Annotated in this window: 15 protein-coding genes and 1 pseudogene; 9 read left to right on the top strand and 7 right to left on the bottom strand. The window is 62.9% G+C overall.

The genetic code is table 11. The annotated features are described in order from the left end of the window. The 3 genes and pseudogenes from EOA78_RS31405 to EOA78_RS31415 form a co-directional block, all read right to left on the bottom strand. A pseudogene (locus EOA78_RS31405) lies at positions 1 to 316 on the bottom strand (energy transducer TonB); the annotation flags it as partial. A 104-nt stretch (positions 317 to 420) separates the two neighbouring features. Further along, a complete protein-coding gene (locus EOA78_RS31410) occupies positions 421 to 864 on the bottom strand; it encodes a hypothetical protein (protein WP_127319163.1) in 444 nt (147 codons plus the stop codon). 5 nt (positions 865 to 869) lie between these two features. Then, a complete protein-coding gene (locus EOA78_RS31415) occupies positions 870 to 3029 on the bottom strand; it encodes a TonB-dependent hemoglobin/transferrin/lactoferrin family receptor (protein ID WP_245477888.1) in 2160 nt (719 codons plus the stop codon). Between the two features lie 289 nt (positions 3030 to 3318). Between EOA78_RS31415 and hemP the strand changes: the two genes are divergently transcribed. Genes hemP through EOA78_RS31440 form a run of 5 tightly spaced genes read left to right on the top strand, consistent with a single transcriptional unit; the run spans position 3319 to position 7507 of the window. Next, on the top strand, positions 3319 to 3540 hold the full coding sequence (gene hemP, locus EOA78_RS31420; RefSeq protein ID WP_127319167.1) for a hemin uptake protein HemP: 222 nt from the start codon (positions 3319 to 3321) through the stop codon (positions 3538 to 3540). 8 nt (positions 3541 to 3548) lie between these two features. Then, a complete protein-coding gene (locus EOA78_RS31425) occupies positions 3549 to 4643 on the top strand; it encodes a hemin-degrading factor (protein WP_127319169.1) in 1095 nt (364 codons plus the stop codon). Between the two features lie 47 nt (positions 4644 to 4690). Continuing rightward, entirely contained in the window at positions 4691 to 5563 is an 873-nt protein-coding gene (locus tag EOA78_RS31430) for a hemin ABC transporter substrate-binding protein (protein WP_127319191.1), read from the top strand. Between the two features lie 11 nt (positions 5564 to 5574). Continuing rightward, positions 5575 to 6675 carry an iron ABC transporter permease gene (locus EOA78_RS31435; protein ID WP_127319171.1) on the top strand — a complete coding sequence of 367 codons (1101 nt, stop codon included), beginning with the start codon at positions 5575 to 5577 and terminating at the stop codon, positions 6673 to 6675. A gap of 43 nt (positions 6676 to 6718) precedes the next feature. Continuing rightward, the gene (locus EOA78_RS31440; protein ID WP_127319173.1) at positions 6719 to 7507 is read left to right on the top strand and encodes a heme ABC transporter ATP-binding protein; all 789 of its coding nucleotides are present in this window, start codon (positions 6719 to 6721) and stop codon (positions 7505 to 7507) included. 306 nt (positions 7508 to 7813) lie between these two features. On the opposite strand, the gene rirA is transcribed toward EOA78_RS31440, so the two are convergent. Beyond that, positions 7814 to 8275 (bottom strand): iron-responsive transcriptional regulator RirA, encoded by a 462-nt coding sequence (gene rirA, locus EOA78_RS31450; protein ID WP_127319175.1) that lies wholly within the window; start codon positions 8273 to 8275, stop codon positions 7814 to 7816. Between the two features lie 198 nt (positions 8276 to 8473). Here rirA and EOA78_RS31455 point away from each other — a divergent pair, with 198 nt between their 5' ends. From EOA78_RS31455 to EOA78_RS31465, 3 genes are all read left to right on the top strand, one after another. Continuing rightward, entirely contained in the window at positions 8474 to 9769 is a 1296-nt protein-coding gene (locus tag EOA78_RS31455) for a DUF445 domain-containing protein (protein WP_127319177.1), read from the top strand. A gap of 91 nt (positions 9770 to 9860) precedes the next feature. Further along, the gene (locus tag EOA78_RS31460; RefSeq protein WP_127319179.1) at positions 9861 to 10289 is read left to right on the top strand and encodes a phasin family protein; all 429 of its coding nucleotides are present in this window, start codon (positions 9861 to 9863) and stop codon (positions 10287 to 10289) included. Positions 10290 to 10534: 245 nt separating this feature from the next. Next, positions 10535 to 11035, top strand: coding sequence for a MaoC family dehydratase (locus EOA78_RS31465; RefSeq protein WP_127319181.1), 501 nt, complete (start codon positions 10535 to 10537; stop codon positions 11033 to 11035). Positions 11036 to 11077: 42 nt separating this feature from the next. On the opposite strand, the gene EOA78_RS31470 is transcribed toward EOA78_RS31465, so the two are convergent. Next, on the bottom strand, positions 11078 to 12481 hold the full coding sequence (locus tag EOA78_RS31470; RefSeq protein ID WP_127319183.1) for a PLP-dependent aminotransferase family protein: 1404 nt from the start codon (positions 12479 to 12481) through the stop codon (positions 11078 to 11080). A gap of 106 nt (positions 12482 to 12587) precedes the next feature. On the opposite strand from EOA78_RS31470, the gene EOA78_RS31475 reads away from it, so the two are divergent. Further along, positions 12588 to 13451 carry a DMT family transporter gene (locus EOA78_RS31475; RefSeq protein WP_127319185.1) on the top strand — a complete coding sequence of 288 codons (864 nt, stop codon included), beginning with the start codon at positions 12588 to 12590 and terminating at the stop codon, positions 13449 to 13451. A 170-nt stretch (positions 13452 to 13621) separates the two neighbouring features. Here the strand turns inward: EOA78_RS31475 and EOA78_RS31480 are convergent, their stop codons facing one another. Then, a complete protein-coding gene (locus tag EOA78_RS31480) occupies positions 13622 to 14662 on the bottom strand; it encodes a zinc-dependent alcohol dehydrogenase family protein (RefSeq protein ID WP_127319187.1) in 1041 nt (346 codons plus the stop codon). Positions 14663 to 14694: 32 nt separating this feature from the next. Beyond that, positions 14695 to 15262, bottom strand: a 568-nt coding sequence (maiA, locus tag EOA78_RS31485; RefSeq protein ID WP_127319189.1) for a maleylacetoacetate isomerase, incomplete at its 5' end; no start/stop codon positions are given.

A 15262-nucleotide genomic window follows, 5' to 3' on the forward strand; every position in this document is an offset into this window, starting at 1 on the left:
CCTCAGGTTTGGCCGGCTGCGGGTCGGGCACCAAGGTAACGTTCATCGCGCCCGGGACCTGACCATCCAAGGCGCTGCCGACTACGTTGGCGCCGGTTTGATCGGTGCCTTCCAACTGGATTGCGTCCTTCGAATCGAATGTACCGGCAGGTGTGATGAGAAAAGCGGCCGCCACCGCGGCATGAAACAGGCACGAGGCGATGATCGCCGCCGTCCATTTGCGGCTCATGGCTGACGGCCGGGCCGGCGCAAGCGGTTCGGTCGGCGCAAGCGCCAGTTCGCCAGTGGCCTCGGGGAGGGGATTGATTTTCTGCATGGCTAGCGACGAGACCTGCCGCGACCGGCGCGCACTTGTCAAATCAACATCATTTGCCCCTAGCGGCAACAGGCCGGCCTCGTACCCGCTTCCAGTCTGTCTTCTCAGACCCCGAAGGCGATGCCGGTCTTGGTCTCGGTCTTCAGTCCCCGCATGCAAGCGCCCGGCTCGATGCCGGTGCCCGCGCATTCGGTCGCGCTGTTGATCAGCACGCGGCTGACCTTGGCGCAGTCGGCGCCGGCAAGATCGAAACGCGTCACCTTGGTCTTGCCTGCCGGCAGATCCTTGAAGTCGAGCACGGTCAGCCGGTCGACGACGCCGGCCTCGTTGAACAGCGCGATCTCGAACGCTGCTTTCGAGAGGTCGGCGCCGAGAGTGTTGTTGACCACAAACGTCAAACGGCAGCCCTTTTCGGAAGCCTGCGCACCATTGAGTTCAAGCGTGAGAGCAGGGATCGGCCCGGACTGTTGCGCCCACGCCGGACCCATCACAAGCGGCATGGCCAGCACCGAGATCAGCAGGCGAAGCGATGCCGTCAAGCTTGTCATTGTCGTCAGCCTCCAAATCGCATTGTCGCCGCCAGCTTGAGCGTGACGCCGGGCTCGTAAATTACACTCGTGGCCGATGCATTCAACGGGTTGGTGTATTTGACGTCGAACAAATTGTCGGCGCGGAAGTCGACCTTGAAATTGTCGGTCGCCTGGTAGCTGGCGAAGGCATTGACCAGCGTGTAGTCCTTGGCCACTGGATTGCCCTTCGGCTTGCCATTGTACTGCACCTCGCCGCCGACGGTCAGCTTGTCCTCCAGAAAGCGGAAGCCGAGTTGCGCGGTGACCTGGGAAGAGGGGACGGTGACAAGGTCTGCCCGCTCGCCGTCATAAGAGATGGTGTGGCCATCGATGATCGAGGCGGAAAGCCCGGCGAAACCCCAGCTGGCGTCATATACGCCTTCCATTTCAAAGCCGCGGATCTTGGCTTCTGCAAAGTTCTGGTACTGGAAGCAGATCGGGATGCCGGGGCCGAACGGGCAGCCGCTGGTCGGGTCGAATGCCGACAGGGTGACGCCGTCGATGTAGTCTTCGACATCGTTGTTGAAGTAGGCCGCCTTGAAACGAAACGCGTCGCCGGCTTCGAGGATGTCGTCCAGCTTGTGGTTGACACCGAATTCGACGGTCTTGCCGATTTCAGGTTTCAGATCGGGATTGGGGAGAAACGGAAAGCTGACGCCTGCCGGATGGTTGCCACTGATGAGGGTTTCAGACAGCGACGGAGAGCGATATCCCTCCGCATAGGTGCCGTAGAATTGCAGCCCCGAAAGGCTGGCGGTTTCGAACGGCGAGACGCCGACGGTGATGCGCGGCGACAGCCGGTCGCCGGAAGTTTCGCCGACATCGCTTTCGAGCTTGTAGCTGTCGTAACGCAGCCCGGCGATGACTTCGAGCCAGTCCCAGGTGAGCTTGTCCTGGATGTAGGCGCCGGAAACGTTTCGCTTGCCCGAAGGGGTGTAGAAACTGGCGCCGCCTGCGGCACCACCCGTCTCGACGTCGTCGCCAACCCAGTCGCCACCGTAGGTCAGCTCGTGCGCAATACCGGCGGTGTCGAAACGCGAGGTGTTCCAGATGTCGATACCCGAAGTGCCGATATCGAAAGTCGACATCGAACCCACCGGCAGGACGATGGGAAGACCGGTGACCGGATCAAACCGGTTTTGCGGAACGAGGCTTGTCATCTCCAGCTTGGTCTTGTTGTAGGAAGCGTTGACGTGGAGATCGAGCCAGCTCTTGTCCTCATCGGTGATGTTGTAGCGCGCCGTGAAAGTATTCGCCTCCAGGTCGACGTCATTCACCGGCGTGCCGCCGCTGATCTCGTTCCAGCCGTCGCTCGTGCCATTCCAGCCCAGCTTTAGTTCGCTGTTTTCAGTGGGGCGGATGGTTGTCTTGAGAAGACCGCTTAGGACGTCGAAGCCGGTGCCGTTCACCGTATCGCCGCCGCCATCCTTGTAGTCGTCATAGTCGCGATAGACGATGTTGCCGAGGACATCCCAGTTTTCGTTGAAACGGTAGGCGCCGGCGGCGCTGGTCGTCCAGCCTTCGCCATTGCTCTCGTAGCGCCCGGTCGCGGACGCCGCCCATGTCTCGCCGTCGCGAAGATAGTCTTCCGCGTCCTTGGTCTCGAACAAGACGACGCCGCCGATGGCGCCCGAGCCGTAGGTGTTGGCGACCGGGCCGCGGATCACGTCGACGGATTTGATGAGCTCCGGGTCGATATAGAAGGTGGATTGCGTGCCGTGGTCGGAGCGCTGGAAATTCTGCCGCGCACCGTTGACGATCACCGCGACGCGGCCGAAATCCTGCAAGCCACGGATATTGATGCTGGAGCTGACGCGCCTTGCGTCTGCCTGGACCGCTACACCCGGCACACCCAACAGCATTTCGCTTGGCGTCGTCGCCATTCGGCGTTCCAATTGCTCCTGATCGACATGGCTGACCGAAGCCAGGGATTCGATTGCCGTCTCGCCGGTGCGGCTGATGACCAGGATCTGGTCGAGCAACGTTGCGCCTGCCGGGGCCGGCGCAGCCTCTTCAGGCGGCTGCGCCTGTTCGGCCTGCTGCTGGTCTGCTGTCGGTTGGGCTGCCTGTTGAGCATTGGCCGGCGGGGTGAGCAGAGCGATCGCCGCAGCACCCGCCAGCAATGCCGCCATGCCCTTTGCCATTGATCGATGCGCCGGACCCCTATGCTCCGGATCTGGGCTGCCATTCGCCAGACCCAGCCGTCCCCAATTCGCCAACCCCATGCCCCAACTCCAAAATTCCAGGTTCGATGCTGGCTGGCGTGGCGCTTGCTGGCATTTTTCGTGGTGTCCGGCGTCTTAAATCTTGACTCACTTAGTCCGGTATTGCACTGACTAATAAACATGATTATTCAAGTCAAGAAATGAATCGGCATTTAACGCCAGCATCGAGCCAGCCGACCAGCCCCGCCCAGGAGAGGGATCGAACCAGATGAACACGCACAATCCCAAAGACTTTCGGCCCAATGACTTTCGCTATCGCGTCCGCCGTTCCGACGACAATTCGGCTCGTTTCGACCGGGTTCCGTTGACCGTGAGAACCCTGTCCAGCAACACGCTTTTCCAGGGCGAGCACGAGATCGGCATCGAGCATCACGGAGCGCTCTATCGGCTGAAGATCACCCGTCAGGGCAAGCTCATCCTCAACAAGTAGGTAATAAGATGGACCAGCGCGTAAAACCCGCTCCGCACGAGATCCGGCGGGCGCGGGCAGACAATCCGAAGACGCGCGAGCGCGATCTCGCCGCCCAGCTTGGCATTTCGGAGGCCGAGCTGGTCGCTGCGCATTGCGGCGACGGCGTCTTCCGCGTCGAGCCGCGCGTCAACGACCTTCTGACCGGCCTCGAAGCCGTCGGCGAGGTCATGGCGCTGACCCGCAACGAAAGCGCTGTGCACGAGAAGATCGGCGTCTACGACAAAGTCGTCACCGGCACCCACAATGCCATGGTGCTTGGCGAGAACATCGACCTGCGCATCTTCCCGAAAGTCTGGGCGCACGGCTTTGCCGTCGAAAAGCGCGACGGCAGCGATATCAGGCGCAGCCTGCAGTTCTTCGATGCGGCAGGCGCGGCGGTGCACAAGGTGCATCTCAGACCCGCGTCCAACCTCTATGCCTATCAGAAGCTGGTGGCCGAACTCGAATCGCCGAACCAGGAGTCAATGGTTGCGATTCCAGAGGGGGTCGCGACTTCAGAGGGGGGTGCGATTTCAGGCGGGCTCGAGAGCGAGGCCGAGCCTTCCGACGCTTCCGCTGATGTCGACGATCTGCGCGACCGCTGGAGCCGGCTGACGGACGTGCATCAGTTCTTCGGCATGCTGAAGACGCTGAAGCTCGACCGCCGCCAGGCGATGCGCATGGTCGGCCAGGATTACGCCTGGCTGCTCGACAACGATGCCGTCAGTGCCATGTTCCATCATGCCGCCGAGGGCGAGATGCCGATCATGTGCTTTGTCGGCAATCGCGGCTGCATCCAGATCCATTCGGGCCCGATCAAGTCGATCAAGCCGATGGGACCATGGATGAACGTGCTGGACGAGACCTTCCACCTGCATCTGCGAACCGATCACATCCAAGAGGTCTGGGCCGTGCGCAAACCGACCAAGGACGGCCATGTCACGTCTCTCGAAGCCTATGGCGCCGACGGCAAGTTGGTCATCCAGTTCTTCGGCAAGCGCCATGAAGGCGAAAGCGAGCGCGAGGACTGGCGGTTTCTGGCAGAAAACCTGCCGCGCATTCCAAGCCCGACCGCAGCCTGAGGACAACGACAGTGGCTCCTTTGCTTGAACGGGCGGGTGTTTTCAGAATGGTGCTTGGGGCCACGATCGGCCTTGCCCTGGTCTTTGCCGCATTGCTGCCGACCCGTGCCACCGAGGGCACGGAGGTCTTTGCGGACCCCTCGAGGATTGCCGCCATCGGCGGTTCGATCACCGAGATCGTCTTTGCGCTCGGCGAGCAGGATCGGCTGGTCGCTCGCGATTCGACCAGCCGTTATCCCGAGGCGGCGCTCAAGCTGCCGGATGTCGGCTACATGCGCCAGCTGTCGCCGGAAGGTGTCCTGTCGGTCAATCCGTCGGGCATCCTGGCGCTGCACGGCAGTGGGCCTAAGCAAGCCGTCGACGTGCTGAAGAAAACGAGCATTCCGTTCATCGAGGTGCCCGAGCGCTACGGCCATGAAGGCATTCTCGAAAAGATCCGCATCGTCGGTAAGGCGCTTGGCGTGGACGCCAAGGCCGATGCGCTGGCAGCCGAGATCGATGCCAAGCTGAAGGCCGCCGAAAAGCAGACATCCTCGATCAAGGACCGCAAGCGCGTCCTGTTCGTGCTGTCGATGCAGGGCGGCAAGATCCTCGCTTCCGGCGGCGACACTGCCGCCGACGGCATCATCAAGCTTTCCGGCGGTGTCAACGCGGTTGACGGCTTCTCCGGCTACAAGCAAATGTCCGACGAGGCTGTTATCACCGCCAGGCCCGACGTGATCCTGATGATGAACAATGCCGGTCCTGCCGCATCGGATGACGAATTGTTCGCGAACCCGTCCATTCTGTCGACACCGGCGGGTGCCGCGCGCAAGGTGATCCGCATGGATGGCGGCTATCTGCTCGGCTTCGGGCCGCGCACGGCCGACGTCATCCACGACCTTGCCGCCGCGCTTTATGGCGGGCAGGCCGCGGACTGAGCAGGCACCCAATGGTGGATCAATCGATCGCTGGTGCGGGCACTATGGCGACAGCATCCGTCGGCGACCGTTCGGGGCGCGCGCGCATCGTCATCCTGCTTTTGTGCCTGGGGCTTGCCGTTGCCGTGCTGCTGTCGCTGACCTCAGGCGCATCCGATGCCTCGGCCGTCGGCGTCGTCGGCGACTGGCTGTTGGGTGCAGCACCCGGCAATGCGGCGCTGAGCGCCCGCGACCGCCTGATCGTCTACGACATCCGCCTGCCGCGCGTCATCCTCGGTGTGCTGATCGGCGCCGCACTTGCCGTCTCCGGCGCGGTCATGCAAGGGCTGTTCCGCAATCCGCTGGCAGACCCCGGTCTCATCGGCGTTTCGGGTGGATCGAGCCTCGGCGCGGTGGCCGTCATCGTGCTTGGCGCCACGGCGCTGGCACCGATAACCTCGGTGCTGGGCACACTCGCTCTGCCGCTGGCGGCGTTCTGCGGCGGGCTGGCGACGACATTGGTGCTTTATCAGGTCGCCACCCGGCACGGCCAAACCTCGGTCGCCACCATGCTGCTCGCCGGCATTGCGCTGGCGGCCCTTGCCATGGCGCTGACCGGTATCCTGATCTTCATGGCCGACGACCGGCAGCTGCGCGACTTGACCTTCTGGCAGCTTGGTTCGCTCGCCGGCGCAACCTGGCAGAAGATCGGCTCCGTCGGACCGATCATAGTGCTGGCGCTGGCGGCGATGCCGTTTCTGGCGCGCGGCCTCAACGCGCTGGCGCTGGGCGAAGCCACCGCCGGCCATCTCGGCATCCCGGTGCAGCGGCTGAAATACACCGCCATCATCGGCGTTTCGGCGGCAGTTGGGGCATCTGTCGCCGTCAGCGGCGGCATCGGATTTGTCGGCATCGTCGTGCCGCATTTGCTGCGCCTGGCTATCGGCCCGGACAATCGTTATTTGCTGCCGGCGTCGGCCCTGCTCGGCGCTTGCCTGCTGCTGCTGGCCGACGCCGTCGCCCGCACCATCGTGGCGCCGGCCGAGCTGCCGATCGGCATCGTCACCGCGATCGCCGGCGCTCCGTTCTTCCTCTGGATCCTGCTGCGCAAGCGTGGGGTCATTGATCTGTGAGAGGGGGACCTGTGAGAGGGCTTTTCATGATCGAAGTGCGGGCATGATCCAAGCGCGGGATGTCTCGGTGGAGATCGGCGGCAAGCGTATCGTCGCCAATGTCGATTTCGACATGCGGCCCGGCGAAATGGCGGCCATCGTCGGTCCCAACGGTTCGGGCAAGACGACTTTCTTGAGGGCGTTGTCCGGCGATCTTGCCTATTCGGGAGAGGTCACCATCAACGGCCGCGAGCTGTCGGTGATTAAGCCGGTCGAGGCAGCGACGATGCGGGCCGTGCTGCCTCAGGCGACGACGCTGTCCTTTCCGTTTACTGTGCGCGAGATCGTCAGGCTCGGCCTGCTCGGCGGGCGCTCGGGCGCACTGGCTGGCGAGGACGAGCGCCTGCCCGAACGGGCGCTGGCGCGCGTCGATCTCGACGGCTTTGCCGGCCGGTTCTACCAGGAGCTTTCGGGCGGCGAGCAGCAGCGCGTGCAGTTGGCCCGTGTGCTCTGCCAGGTCTGGGCGCCGGTCCTCGACGGCAAACCGCGCTATCTCTTTCTCGACGAGCCGGTTTCCAGCCTCGACATCAATCACCAATTGATCATCATGAACATCGCCCGCGATTTCGCCACAAGGGGCGGCGGCGTGGTCGCCATCCTGCACGACCTCAATTTGACGGCCATGTATGCCGACCGGATTTTCGTCATGCATCGCGGCAGGCTTGCCGCCACCGGCTCACCGCAGGACGTGCTGAGCGACGATCTGATCGAAAAAGTCTTCGATTGCCGGCTGAGGGTCGGCGTGCTGCCCGCCGGAGACATGCCGTTCGTCCTGCCGCAGTCCGCGGCGTAGGTCTGTTGATATTCAGCCGGCCTGCAAAATGACGCCCCTGCGCTTGCGGCATTGACGCGTCAATTGTCGAAGTCGGCGCCGCCCCTCATTGCCCTGCCGGGCATTTCTCCCCGTGAACGGGGAGAAAGTAGCTGGCCGCAACGCTGGCGTCCTTCTTGCAATGTTGGAGGTTGGCGAAACCGTCGATGACATTGTCCCTCTCCCCATCACTATACGGGAGAGGATGCCGGCAGGCAGGTGAGGGGCAGCGCAAGCGCTCGGAGGCGGCAAGGGGCGAATTCAAACCTTGGCGATGCGACACGAAAATCAGGCGGCAGGCGCCCGGCGTTCGAGCATGTCGATGCCGAGAAGGTGGCGCACATTCGGGCGCGCCGCCACCATGTCGGCGATCGTATAGCGCTCGAGCACGGCGAAGAAGGCGTTGAGCGCCTCGCGCAGCGCCGAATTCAGTGCGCAACTGTCGACCAGCGGACATTCGGCGGCATCGTTCTCGAAGCATTCAGCCATGGCGAAGCTCTCTTCGGTCACGCGCACGACGTCGAACAGTGTGATCGATTCGGCCGGGCGGCCGAGCCTGACGCCGCCGTTCCTGCCGCGCACGGTCTCGACCAGACCATGCTCGACCAAAGGCTGCAGGATCTTGAAAAGAAAGAGTTCCGACACCGAGTAGGCGGCAGCGATCTCCGGAATCCGGCTCAGCCGATCGGTATTAGCGGCGCAATACATCAGGATGCGCATCGCGTAGTTGGTCTGGCGTGTCAGCCGCATTTTATCCTCACGAAGCATTAGCTTAAGCCTAATATGGCCTATACCTTGGAATAATTCCAGACAAGCACCGCATGATAGGTGAATTTTTCTGTCAAGTTTGTGTGGGCGGTCGCGCAAACCATAATCCTGATATGGCGCGCATTCGGGTGGGCGGATTACTAAGTTAAGTCCGCGAGATCGACCAGGAGCAGTTCATCCATGTCACAATCAGCACCGGCTTTGGCATCCGCTCGGTTCGATGCCGACGCGGAGGCCAAGCTTTCGGCGCTTCGGCGCACCAAGTTCGTCGCCACCGCAGCGCTCGCGCTCTGCGTCCTCATCTTTGCGGTGGCCAAGTCGTTCGAGGGCCGTTTTGCCTGGCTGGGCTTCGTCGCCGCTTTCGCCGAGGCGGCGACGATCGGTGGGCTGGCCGACTGGTATGCGGTGGTGGCGCTGTTCAGACGGCCGCTCGGCCTGCCGATCCCGCACACCGCGATCATCCCGGAGAACCAGAATCGCATCGCCGACAATCTCGGCCGCTTCATCGAGGTCAATTTCCTGGCGCCCGAGCCGGTGCGCGAAAAGCTTGCCGAGGTCGACTTTTCCGCGCTCGTCGCCGACTGGCTGGCCGACCAGAACCGCGCCGCCGATCTGTCGCATTTCGTCGGCCGGCTGGTGCCGCAGACACTGGCGGCGGTCGAGCAATCCGGCCTGCGCGGCTTCGTCACCAGCCGCATGCTGGAGCAGATCGAAAAGGTGCCGCTGGCGCCGCTCGCCGCCGAGTTGCTGTCGGCTCTGACCGATGATCGCCGCCACCAAAGACTGTTCGACGAATTCACCAAGGTGGTCGGCCGCTTCCTGCGCGACGAGCAGGCGCTGGCGACGATGCGCGAGAAGATCCGCGAGGAACTGCCGTCGCTGTTCAACCTGTTTCGCGCCGACGCCTATCTGCTGAACAAGATCGTCGCCTCCGCCGGTTCGCTGCTCGACGAGGTGAGGGCCGATCCCGATCACCCGATGCGCGCCGAGTTCGACCGTTTTGTCCTGAGCTTCGTCGAGCGGCTGAGAACGTCCAAGCAATACGCCAAGCGCGCCGAGAAACTGAAGCGCGATTTCCTCGCCCGGCCGGAGCTGAAGGCGCTGGCCGGCGACATGTGGGCAAGCCTCAGCCTGTTCATCGAGCAGGATGCCAAGGCGCCGAATTCGATGATCCGCGCCCATCTCGCCAACATGTTCGTCGAGGTCGGCCGCCATCTTGCCGGCGACGCACAGATCAGGGCCGACATGAACCAGGGGTTCGTCGTAGCGCTGTCGTCTTTCGTCGAAAGCCAGAAGAGCGGCGTCTCGAAATTCATCGCCGATCAGGTCAAGCGTTGGGACCTTGCCCAGCTTACCAGGCTGATCGAGATGAACATCGGCAGGGACCTGCAATATATCCGCTTCAACGGCATGATCATCGGCGGCCTTGCCGGCGTCGTGCTCCATACCGCGGAACGGCTGTTCCTCGTCGACTGAGCCGCGATGTATTGCACCTCCGAATGGACCGTGAAGCTCTGGTGCCCTCCTTTTCAGGTGACGCATTCGCAGCAACAGGGGAGAAACCAGCATGGCAAAGCGATCGGATTCCGATTCCTTCATGGACATCTTCGGCAGGTTCGGCCGCGACCTGAAGCTGCCGAACGTCGATGTCGAGGCGATCCTCAACCATCATCGCAAGAACCTCGAGGCACTGGAAAAATCAGCCAGGGCAAGTGCTGCCGGAGCGTCGTCACTGCTCTCCAGACAACGCGAGATGCTGCAGGACACACTGGACGAGATCGCGGACATGGCGCAGAGCTACAGGGCGCCGGGCGATCCTCGGGAGTTGATGGCCAAGCAAACGGCGTTCGCCAGGAAATCTTTCGAAACCGCGTTGAAGAATGCCGGCGAGGTGGCCGAACTGGCCAGGAAATCCGGTAACGAATCGGTCGAGATCCTGCGCGACCGCATCAAAGAGGCGATGGCGGAAATTCGCAGCGGCTACGATAAGAAGTAAGCTGTTCCCAAGCAAAAGCAGGCGGACTTTTCTCCCGTCATTCCGGCTCCTGAAAGCCGTATTGTTGGTCGTTAGCCCCGGCGAGGCGCACAAGGTCCCTCTTGTCCGGATGAACCTGTTTGCGGCGCTGGACACAGGCATTGACGCGATCCGGCCGAGGATACCGCAGCGGAACACGCGGAGCGAATTGACAGAGGCGGCCGGTTCGTGGTCCGGAGGCAGGGCAAGCGATCGGGAAAGCAGGAATGACGCAAACACGGCTGAGGACGCCGCCGACCTACGAGCAGCTCAGGACGATGACAGGGCAGGAACTTGGCGTGTCGGAGTGGACGACGGTCGACCAGAGCCGCATCGACCAGTCCGCCGAATGCACGGGCGACCGCCAATGGATCCATGTCGATCCAGAGCGGGCGAAGCGGCAGAGCCCGTTTCGCGCCACCATCGCGCATGGCTATCTAACGCTGTCGATCATCGGCGCGCTGGCGCTCGATATGGGCATCGTGCCCGAAAACACGCAAGCCGTCTTCAACTATGGTTTTGACAAGGTGCGGTTCCTGGCGCCGGTCAGGGCCGGCGCACGCATCAGGCTGCGCATCACGCTTTTGTCCGTGGAGGACAAAGGCCCCGGCCAATATCTGATGAAGGCCGCCAACATCGTCGAGATCGAAGGTGAGCAGAAGCCGGCGCTGACCGCCGAAACGCTGGTTATGCTCTATGAGCGGCGCCGCAGGCGGGCAGGGGCGTGAGGGGCGAAGCGCCAATGCCACGCATTTTCGTGACAGCGAAAATCAACGCGACATCGCCTCTTCGAGCGTCCTGAAAATTCTCTCGTCTGCTGACTGCGCGACGTTGAAGCGCAGGAAACGGCTGGCAGTCTGGGACAGGCTGAACGCATTGCCGGGCGCCAGCACGACATTGGCCGACAAGGCGCGGCGGGCCATTTCAGCTGCATCCACGTTTTCCGGCAGGCTGCACCACAAAAACATGCCGGCAGGCTGGTCGATCCACGGCGTGATGCCGATTGCCTTCAGGCGGGTGCTTATCTCAGCCATGGCGCGTGAAAGCCGCGTGCGCAGCAAATCCACGTGCTTGCGATAGCTGCCGTCCTTCAGCAGCGTCAGCACCAGTTCGGAGGCAAGCCTGCCGCTGCCGAAGGACGTGGCGATCTTGAGGTCGGTCAGCCCTTCCATCCAGTCGCGCGGAGACGCGATGAAGCCGCAGCGCACCGACGCCGAAAGAGTCTTGGAGAAGCTGCCGATATGGACGACGCGACCAAGGCCGTCGAACGCCGCCAGCCTGGGTGCGGGCGTGTGTTCGAAGTCGGCAAAAATATCGTCTTCGATGATCGTCAGATCCGATTGGTCGGCGAGCTTGAGCAATCGATGGGCGACGACCGGCGACAGAATTGCACCCGTTGGATTGTGAAGCGCGGAATTGGTGATGTAGAGGCGCGGCCGGTGCTCGAGCAGCGCCTGCGCAAACAGCTCGATATCCGGCCCCGACGGCGTATAGGGAACGCCGACCACGTTGGCCCGGTGAGCCCGCAACAGGGCATGGAAGTTGAAATAGCAGGGGTCGTCCACCAGCACCGTGTCGCCCGGCTCGAGCAGGAACCGGCAGAGGAGGTCGATGGCCTGGGTGCCCGATTCCGTCAGCATGATCTGGTCGGGAGAGGCTTCGATGCCGTGCTCTGCCATGCGCCGTGCGAGCAGATGGCGCAGCGGCGGCAGCCCGAGCGGGGTGCCGTAATCCGTCAGCGTGACATCGTCGCCGCGTGCCATTGTCCGCAGCGCCCGGCGCAATCCAGCCTCCGGCATCCACGAGGCAGGCAGCCAGCCGCAGCCGGGTTTGAGCACGCCGTCGCCGGATTCCAGCGACTGGCGCGAAACCCAGAGCGGATCGACAGCACGGTCAAGCCTGGGGCCGATCTCGGCCAGTGACAAGGGAGCCAGCGGACCGGCGGCATAAAAACCCGAACCTGGACGCGAGCGAATGATGCCCTCCGCCGCAAGGCGCTCATAGGCTTCGACCACGGTGGATTTCGAAACCTGCCTGGTTTTCGCAAAAGCCCGGATCGAAGGCAATCGTGTTCCCGGTGTCAGGCTGCGCGCGGCGATCCTGTGCCTGATCGTCGCCATGACGCTTTCGACGAGCGTCCCGCTGCCCTCACTTGCCGTCGCCTGCTCGTCCATCCGTACTGCTCAGCCTACCATGACAGTTTTATCGAACTGTACCTCATTGTCTCTGGTGGCGCCATACGTCCGGCCCGATAGAGGGCGAGAACATCAGGAGCATGCGATGGACAAGACGGCGGGTGGCTGGATCAACGGATTTGTAGGCGTTCTGATTTTCAGCGGATCGCTTCCGGCAACGCGCGTGGCGGTGATGGATTTCGATCCGGCTTTCCTAACCGTCGCCCGCGCTGCCACGGCAGGCATTCTCGGCCTCGCGCTTCTGCTCATTTTTCGCCAGAAGCGTCCGGACCGACGAGATCTGTTGTCGCTGGCCATTGTGGCGCTCGGCGTGGTGGTCGGCTTTCCGTTGCTGACCGCGCTGGCGCTCAAGCACATCACCTCGGCCCATTCGATCATTTTCGTCGGCCTGTTGCCGCTGGCGACCGCGATCTTCGGCGTCATTCGCGGCAGCGATCGCCCCAAACCGGCCTTCTGGCTGTTTTCGTGCCTTGGCAGCGCCCTTGTTGCCGGTTTTGCGGTGACGCAAGGCGTTTCGGCCTCGCCGGTTGGCGACATGCTGATGCTGGCCGCAATCATCCTGTGCGGACTGGGCTATGCGGAAGGAGCCACGCTGTCCCGCAAGCTAGGCGGCTGGCAGGTGATCTCGTGGGCGCTGGTGCTGTCGCTGCCGGTCATGCTGGCTCTGACGCTCATCACCATGCCGCCGTCGCTCGAAAGCGTCGGCAAGGCCGCCTGGATCGGCCTGGCCTATGTCTCGCTGTTCAGCATGCTGATCGGTTTTGTGTTCTGGTATCGCGGACTGGCGCAAGGCGGCATTGCTGCGGTCGGACAGTTGCAGCTTCTCCAGCCTTTCTTCGGTCTTGGGCTGGCAGCAATGCTGCTGCGCGAGCAGGTCAGTCCTGCCATGATCGCGGTCACCGCTGCCGTCGTGCTTTGCGTGGTCGGTGCGAAGAGATATGCGAGATAGGCGCCGGCCCTTCTTCCTTCCCCCTTGTGGGAGAAGGTGGATTGGCGCGCAGCGCCAAGATGGAAGGGGGGTGTTGGAAGGATCGCCATCCGTGCCAAGCTGGAGCACGCCTCATCCGTCGCCTTCGGCGACACCTTCTCCCACAGGGGGAGAAGGGAGAGCCGACTTGGCTAGAACTTTGTCACCACGCCAATGCCGATGCCTTCGAAACCGCCCATCGCCATCAAGGCCGCGGGCGCCTCGTCGAGGCTGATCCGCTTGCCGACCAGCAGTTCGGGCTTCAGCTTTCCGGTGCGGATCATTTCCATCATCGCCTGGTAACGGTGAGCCTGCATGCCGTGGCTGCCGCGGATTTCGAGTTCGAAGGCAATCACCTTGTCCATCGGAATCTCTGGCCTGGCGTGATCGCCGAGCATCAGGCCGACCTGCACATGGCGACCGCGCCGGCGCAGATTCGCGATCGAGTTGAACGAGGTCGTCGGGTGGCCAAGCGCGTCCATCGACATATGCGCGCCGCCATTGGTGATCTGCTTGACCGCCTTGACCACATTCGGCGTCTTCGACGCATTGATCGTCGCCACCGCGCCGATCTTGCTGGCGAAGTCCAGCTTCTCGTCGGTCAGATCGATGGCAATCACGTTGGCACCCATGGCGCTGGCGATCATGATCGCCGACAGGCCGACGCCGCCGCAGCCATGCACGGCCACCCATTCGCCGGGCGTCACCCGGCCCTGGTCGACAATGGCGCGGAACGAGGTGACGAAGCGACAGCCGAGACTGGCGGCGGTGGCGAATTCCATCTCGTCCGGCAAGCGGACCAGATTGGTGTCGGCATGGTCGATGGCAACATATTCGGCGAACGATCCCCAGCCGGTGAAGCCCGGCTGGGACTGATGCTCGCAGACCTGATGGTTGCCGGAGCTGCATTCGAAGCAGCGGCCGCAGCCGACGGCGAACGGCACGGTGACGCGCTCGCCGGCCTTCCAGCGGGTCACTTGGCTGCCGGCGGCCACCACGACGCCGGCAAGCTCGTGGCCAGGCACATGCGGCAGGCGAATGCCATCGTCATGGCCCATCCAGCCATGCCAGTCGCTGCGGCAGAGACCGGTCGCCTCGACCTTGATGACAACGCCGCCCAGTGCCGGCTCCGGATCGGGAACAGTCTGGATCGTCGGCGTTTCGCCGAATTTTTCGAAGACAACGGCTTTCATCGGCAATTCCTCACGCTTTAATCCAACTCGCTCTATTCAGCATCGATCTGGTTCGCCGGCGCGGCCTTTTGAAAGGCCGGCACCGCCATGCAGGCGGCGTGGACACGTGTGATCGTCGGGTAGGGCGTCAGGTCGACGCCGAAACGCGCATTGCTGGCGACCTGAGCCACCAGGCAGATGTCGGCCAGCCCCGGCGTGTCGCCGTGGCAGAATGTCCCGGTTTCGGGCGAGGAAGCCAGAATCTTTTCAAGCGGCTGGAAGCCTTCGTTCACCCAGTGCCGGAACCAGTTGACGACGTCCTCGTCGCCAGCGCCGAACAGGGTGCGCAGTGAGGTCAGAACGCGCAGATTGTTCACCGGATGGATGTCGCAGGCGATCATCTGAGCCAGCATCCTGACGCGGGCCCGGCCGAGCGCGTCCTGCGGCAAAAGCGGCGGTTCGGGCCGGGTCTCGTCGAGAAATTCGATGATCGCCAGCGATTGCGTCAGCAGCGTGCCGTCGCCGAGGATCAGCGCCGGCACCAGCCCTTGCGGATTGACCGCGAGGTAGGCGGGCTCGAGATGCTCGCCGTGGCGCAGATGATGCGGCACGTATTGGTAG

Origin of the sequence: Mesorhizobium sp. M5C.F.Cr.IN.023.01.1.1, assembly GCF_003997585.1 — a bacterium.
In the GTDB taxonomy this organism is placed as follows: Bacteria; Pseudomonadota; Alphaproteobacteria; order Rhizobiales; family Rhizobiaceae; genus Mesorhizobium; species Mesorhizobium wenxiniae.

What these genes read in the sequence shown, in the direction of transcription:
- EOA78_RS31410 (WP_127319163.1), bottom strand. Translation starts at nt 864, where the DNA reads ATGACAAGCTTGACGGCATCGCTTCGCCTGCTGATCTCGGTGCTGGCC.
- EOA78_RS31415 (WP_245477888.1), bottom strand. Translation starts at nt 3,029, where the DNA reads ATGGCAAAGGGCATGGCGGCATTGCTGGCGGGTGCTGCGGCGATCGCT.
- hemP (WP_127319167.1), top strand. Translation starts at nt 3,319, where the DNA reads ATGAACACGCACAATCCCAAAGACTTTCGGCCCAATGACTTTCGCTAT.
- EOA78_RS31425 (WP_127319169.1), top strand. Translation starts at nt 3,549, where the DNA reads ATGGACCAGCGCGTAAAACCCGCTCCGCACGAGATCCGGCGGGCGCGG.
- EOA78_RS31430 (WP_127319191.1), top strand. Translation starts at nt 4,691, where the DNA reads ATGGTGCTTGGGGCCACGATCGGCCTTGCCCTGGTCTTTGCCGCATTG.
- EOA78_RS31435 (WP_127319171.1), top strand. Translation starts at nt 5,575, where the DNA reads ATGGTGGATCAATCGATCGCTGGTGCGGGCACTATGGCGACAGCATCC.
- EOA78_RS31440 (WP_127319173.1), top strand. Translation starts at nt 6,719, where the DNA reads ATGATCCAAGCGCGGGATGTCTCGGTGGAGATCGGCGGCAAGCGTATC.
- rirA (WP_127319175.1), bottom strand. Translation starts at nt 8,275, where the DNA reads ATGCGGCTGACACGCCAGACCAACTACGCGATGCGCATCCTGATGTAT.
- EOA78_RS31455 (WP_127319177.1), top strand. Translation starts at nt 8,474, where the DNA reads ATGTCACAATCAGCACCGGCTTTGGCATCCGCTCGGTTCGATGCCGAC.
- EOA78_RS31460 (WP_127319179.1), top strand. Translation starts at nt 9,861, where the DNA reads ATGGCAAAGCGATCGGATTCCGATTCCTTCATGGACATCTTCGGCAGG.
- EOA78_RS31465 (WP_127319181.1), top strand. Translation starts at nt 10,535, where the DNA reads ATGACGCAAACACGGCTGAGGACGCCGCCGACCTACGAGCAGCTCAGG.
- EOA78_RS31470 (WP_127319183.1), bottom strand. Translation starts at nt 12,481, where the DNA reads ATGGACGAGCAGGCGACGGCAAGTGAGGGCAGCGGGACGCTCGTCGAA.
- EOA78_RS31475 (WP_127319185.1), top strand. Translation starts at nt 12,588, where the DNA reads ATGGACAAGACGGCGGGTGGCTGGATCAACGGATTTGTAGGCGTTCTG.
- EOA78_RS31480 (WP_127319187.1), bottom strand. Translation starts at nt 14,662, where the DNA reads ATGAAAGCCGTTGTCTTCGAAAAATTCGGCGAAACGCCGACGATCCAG.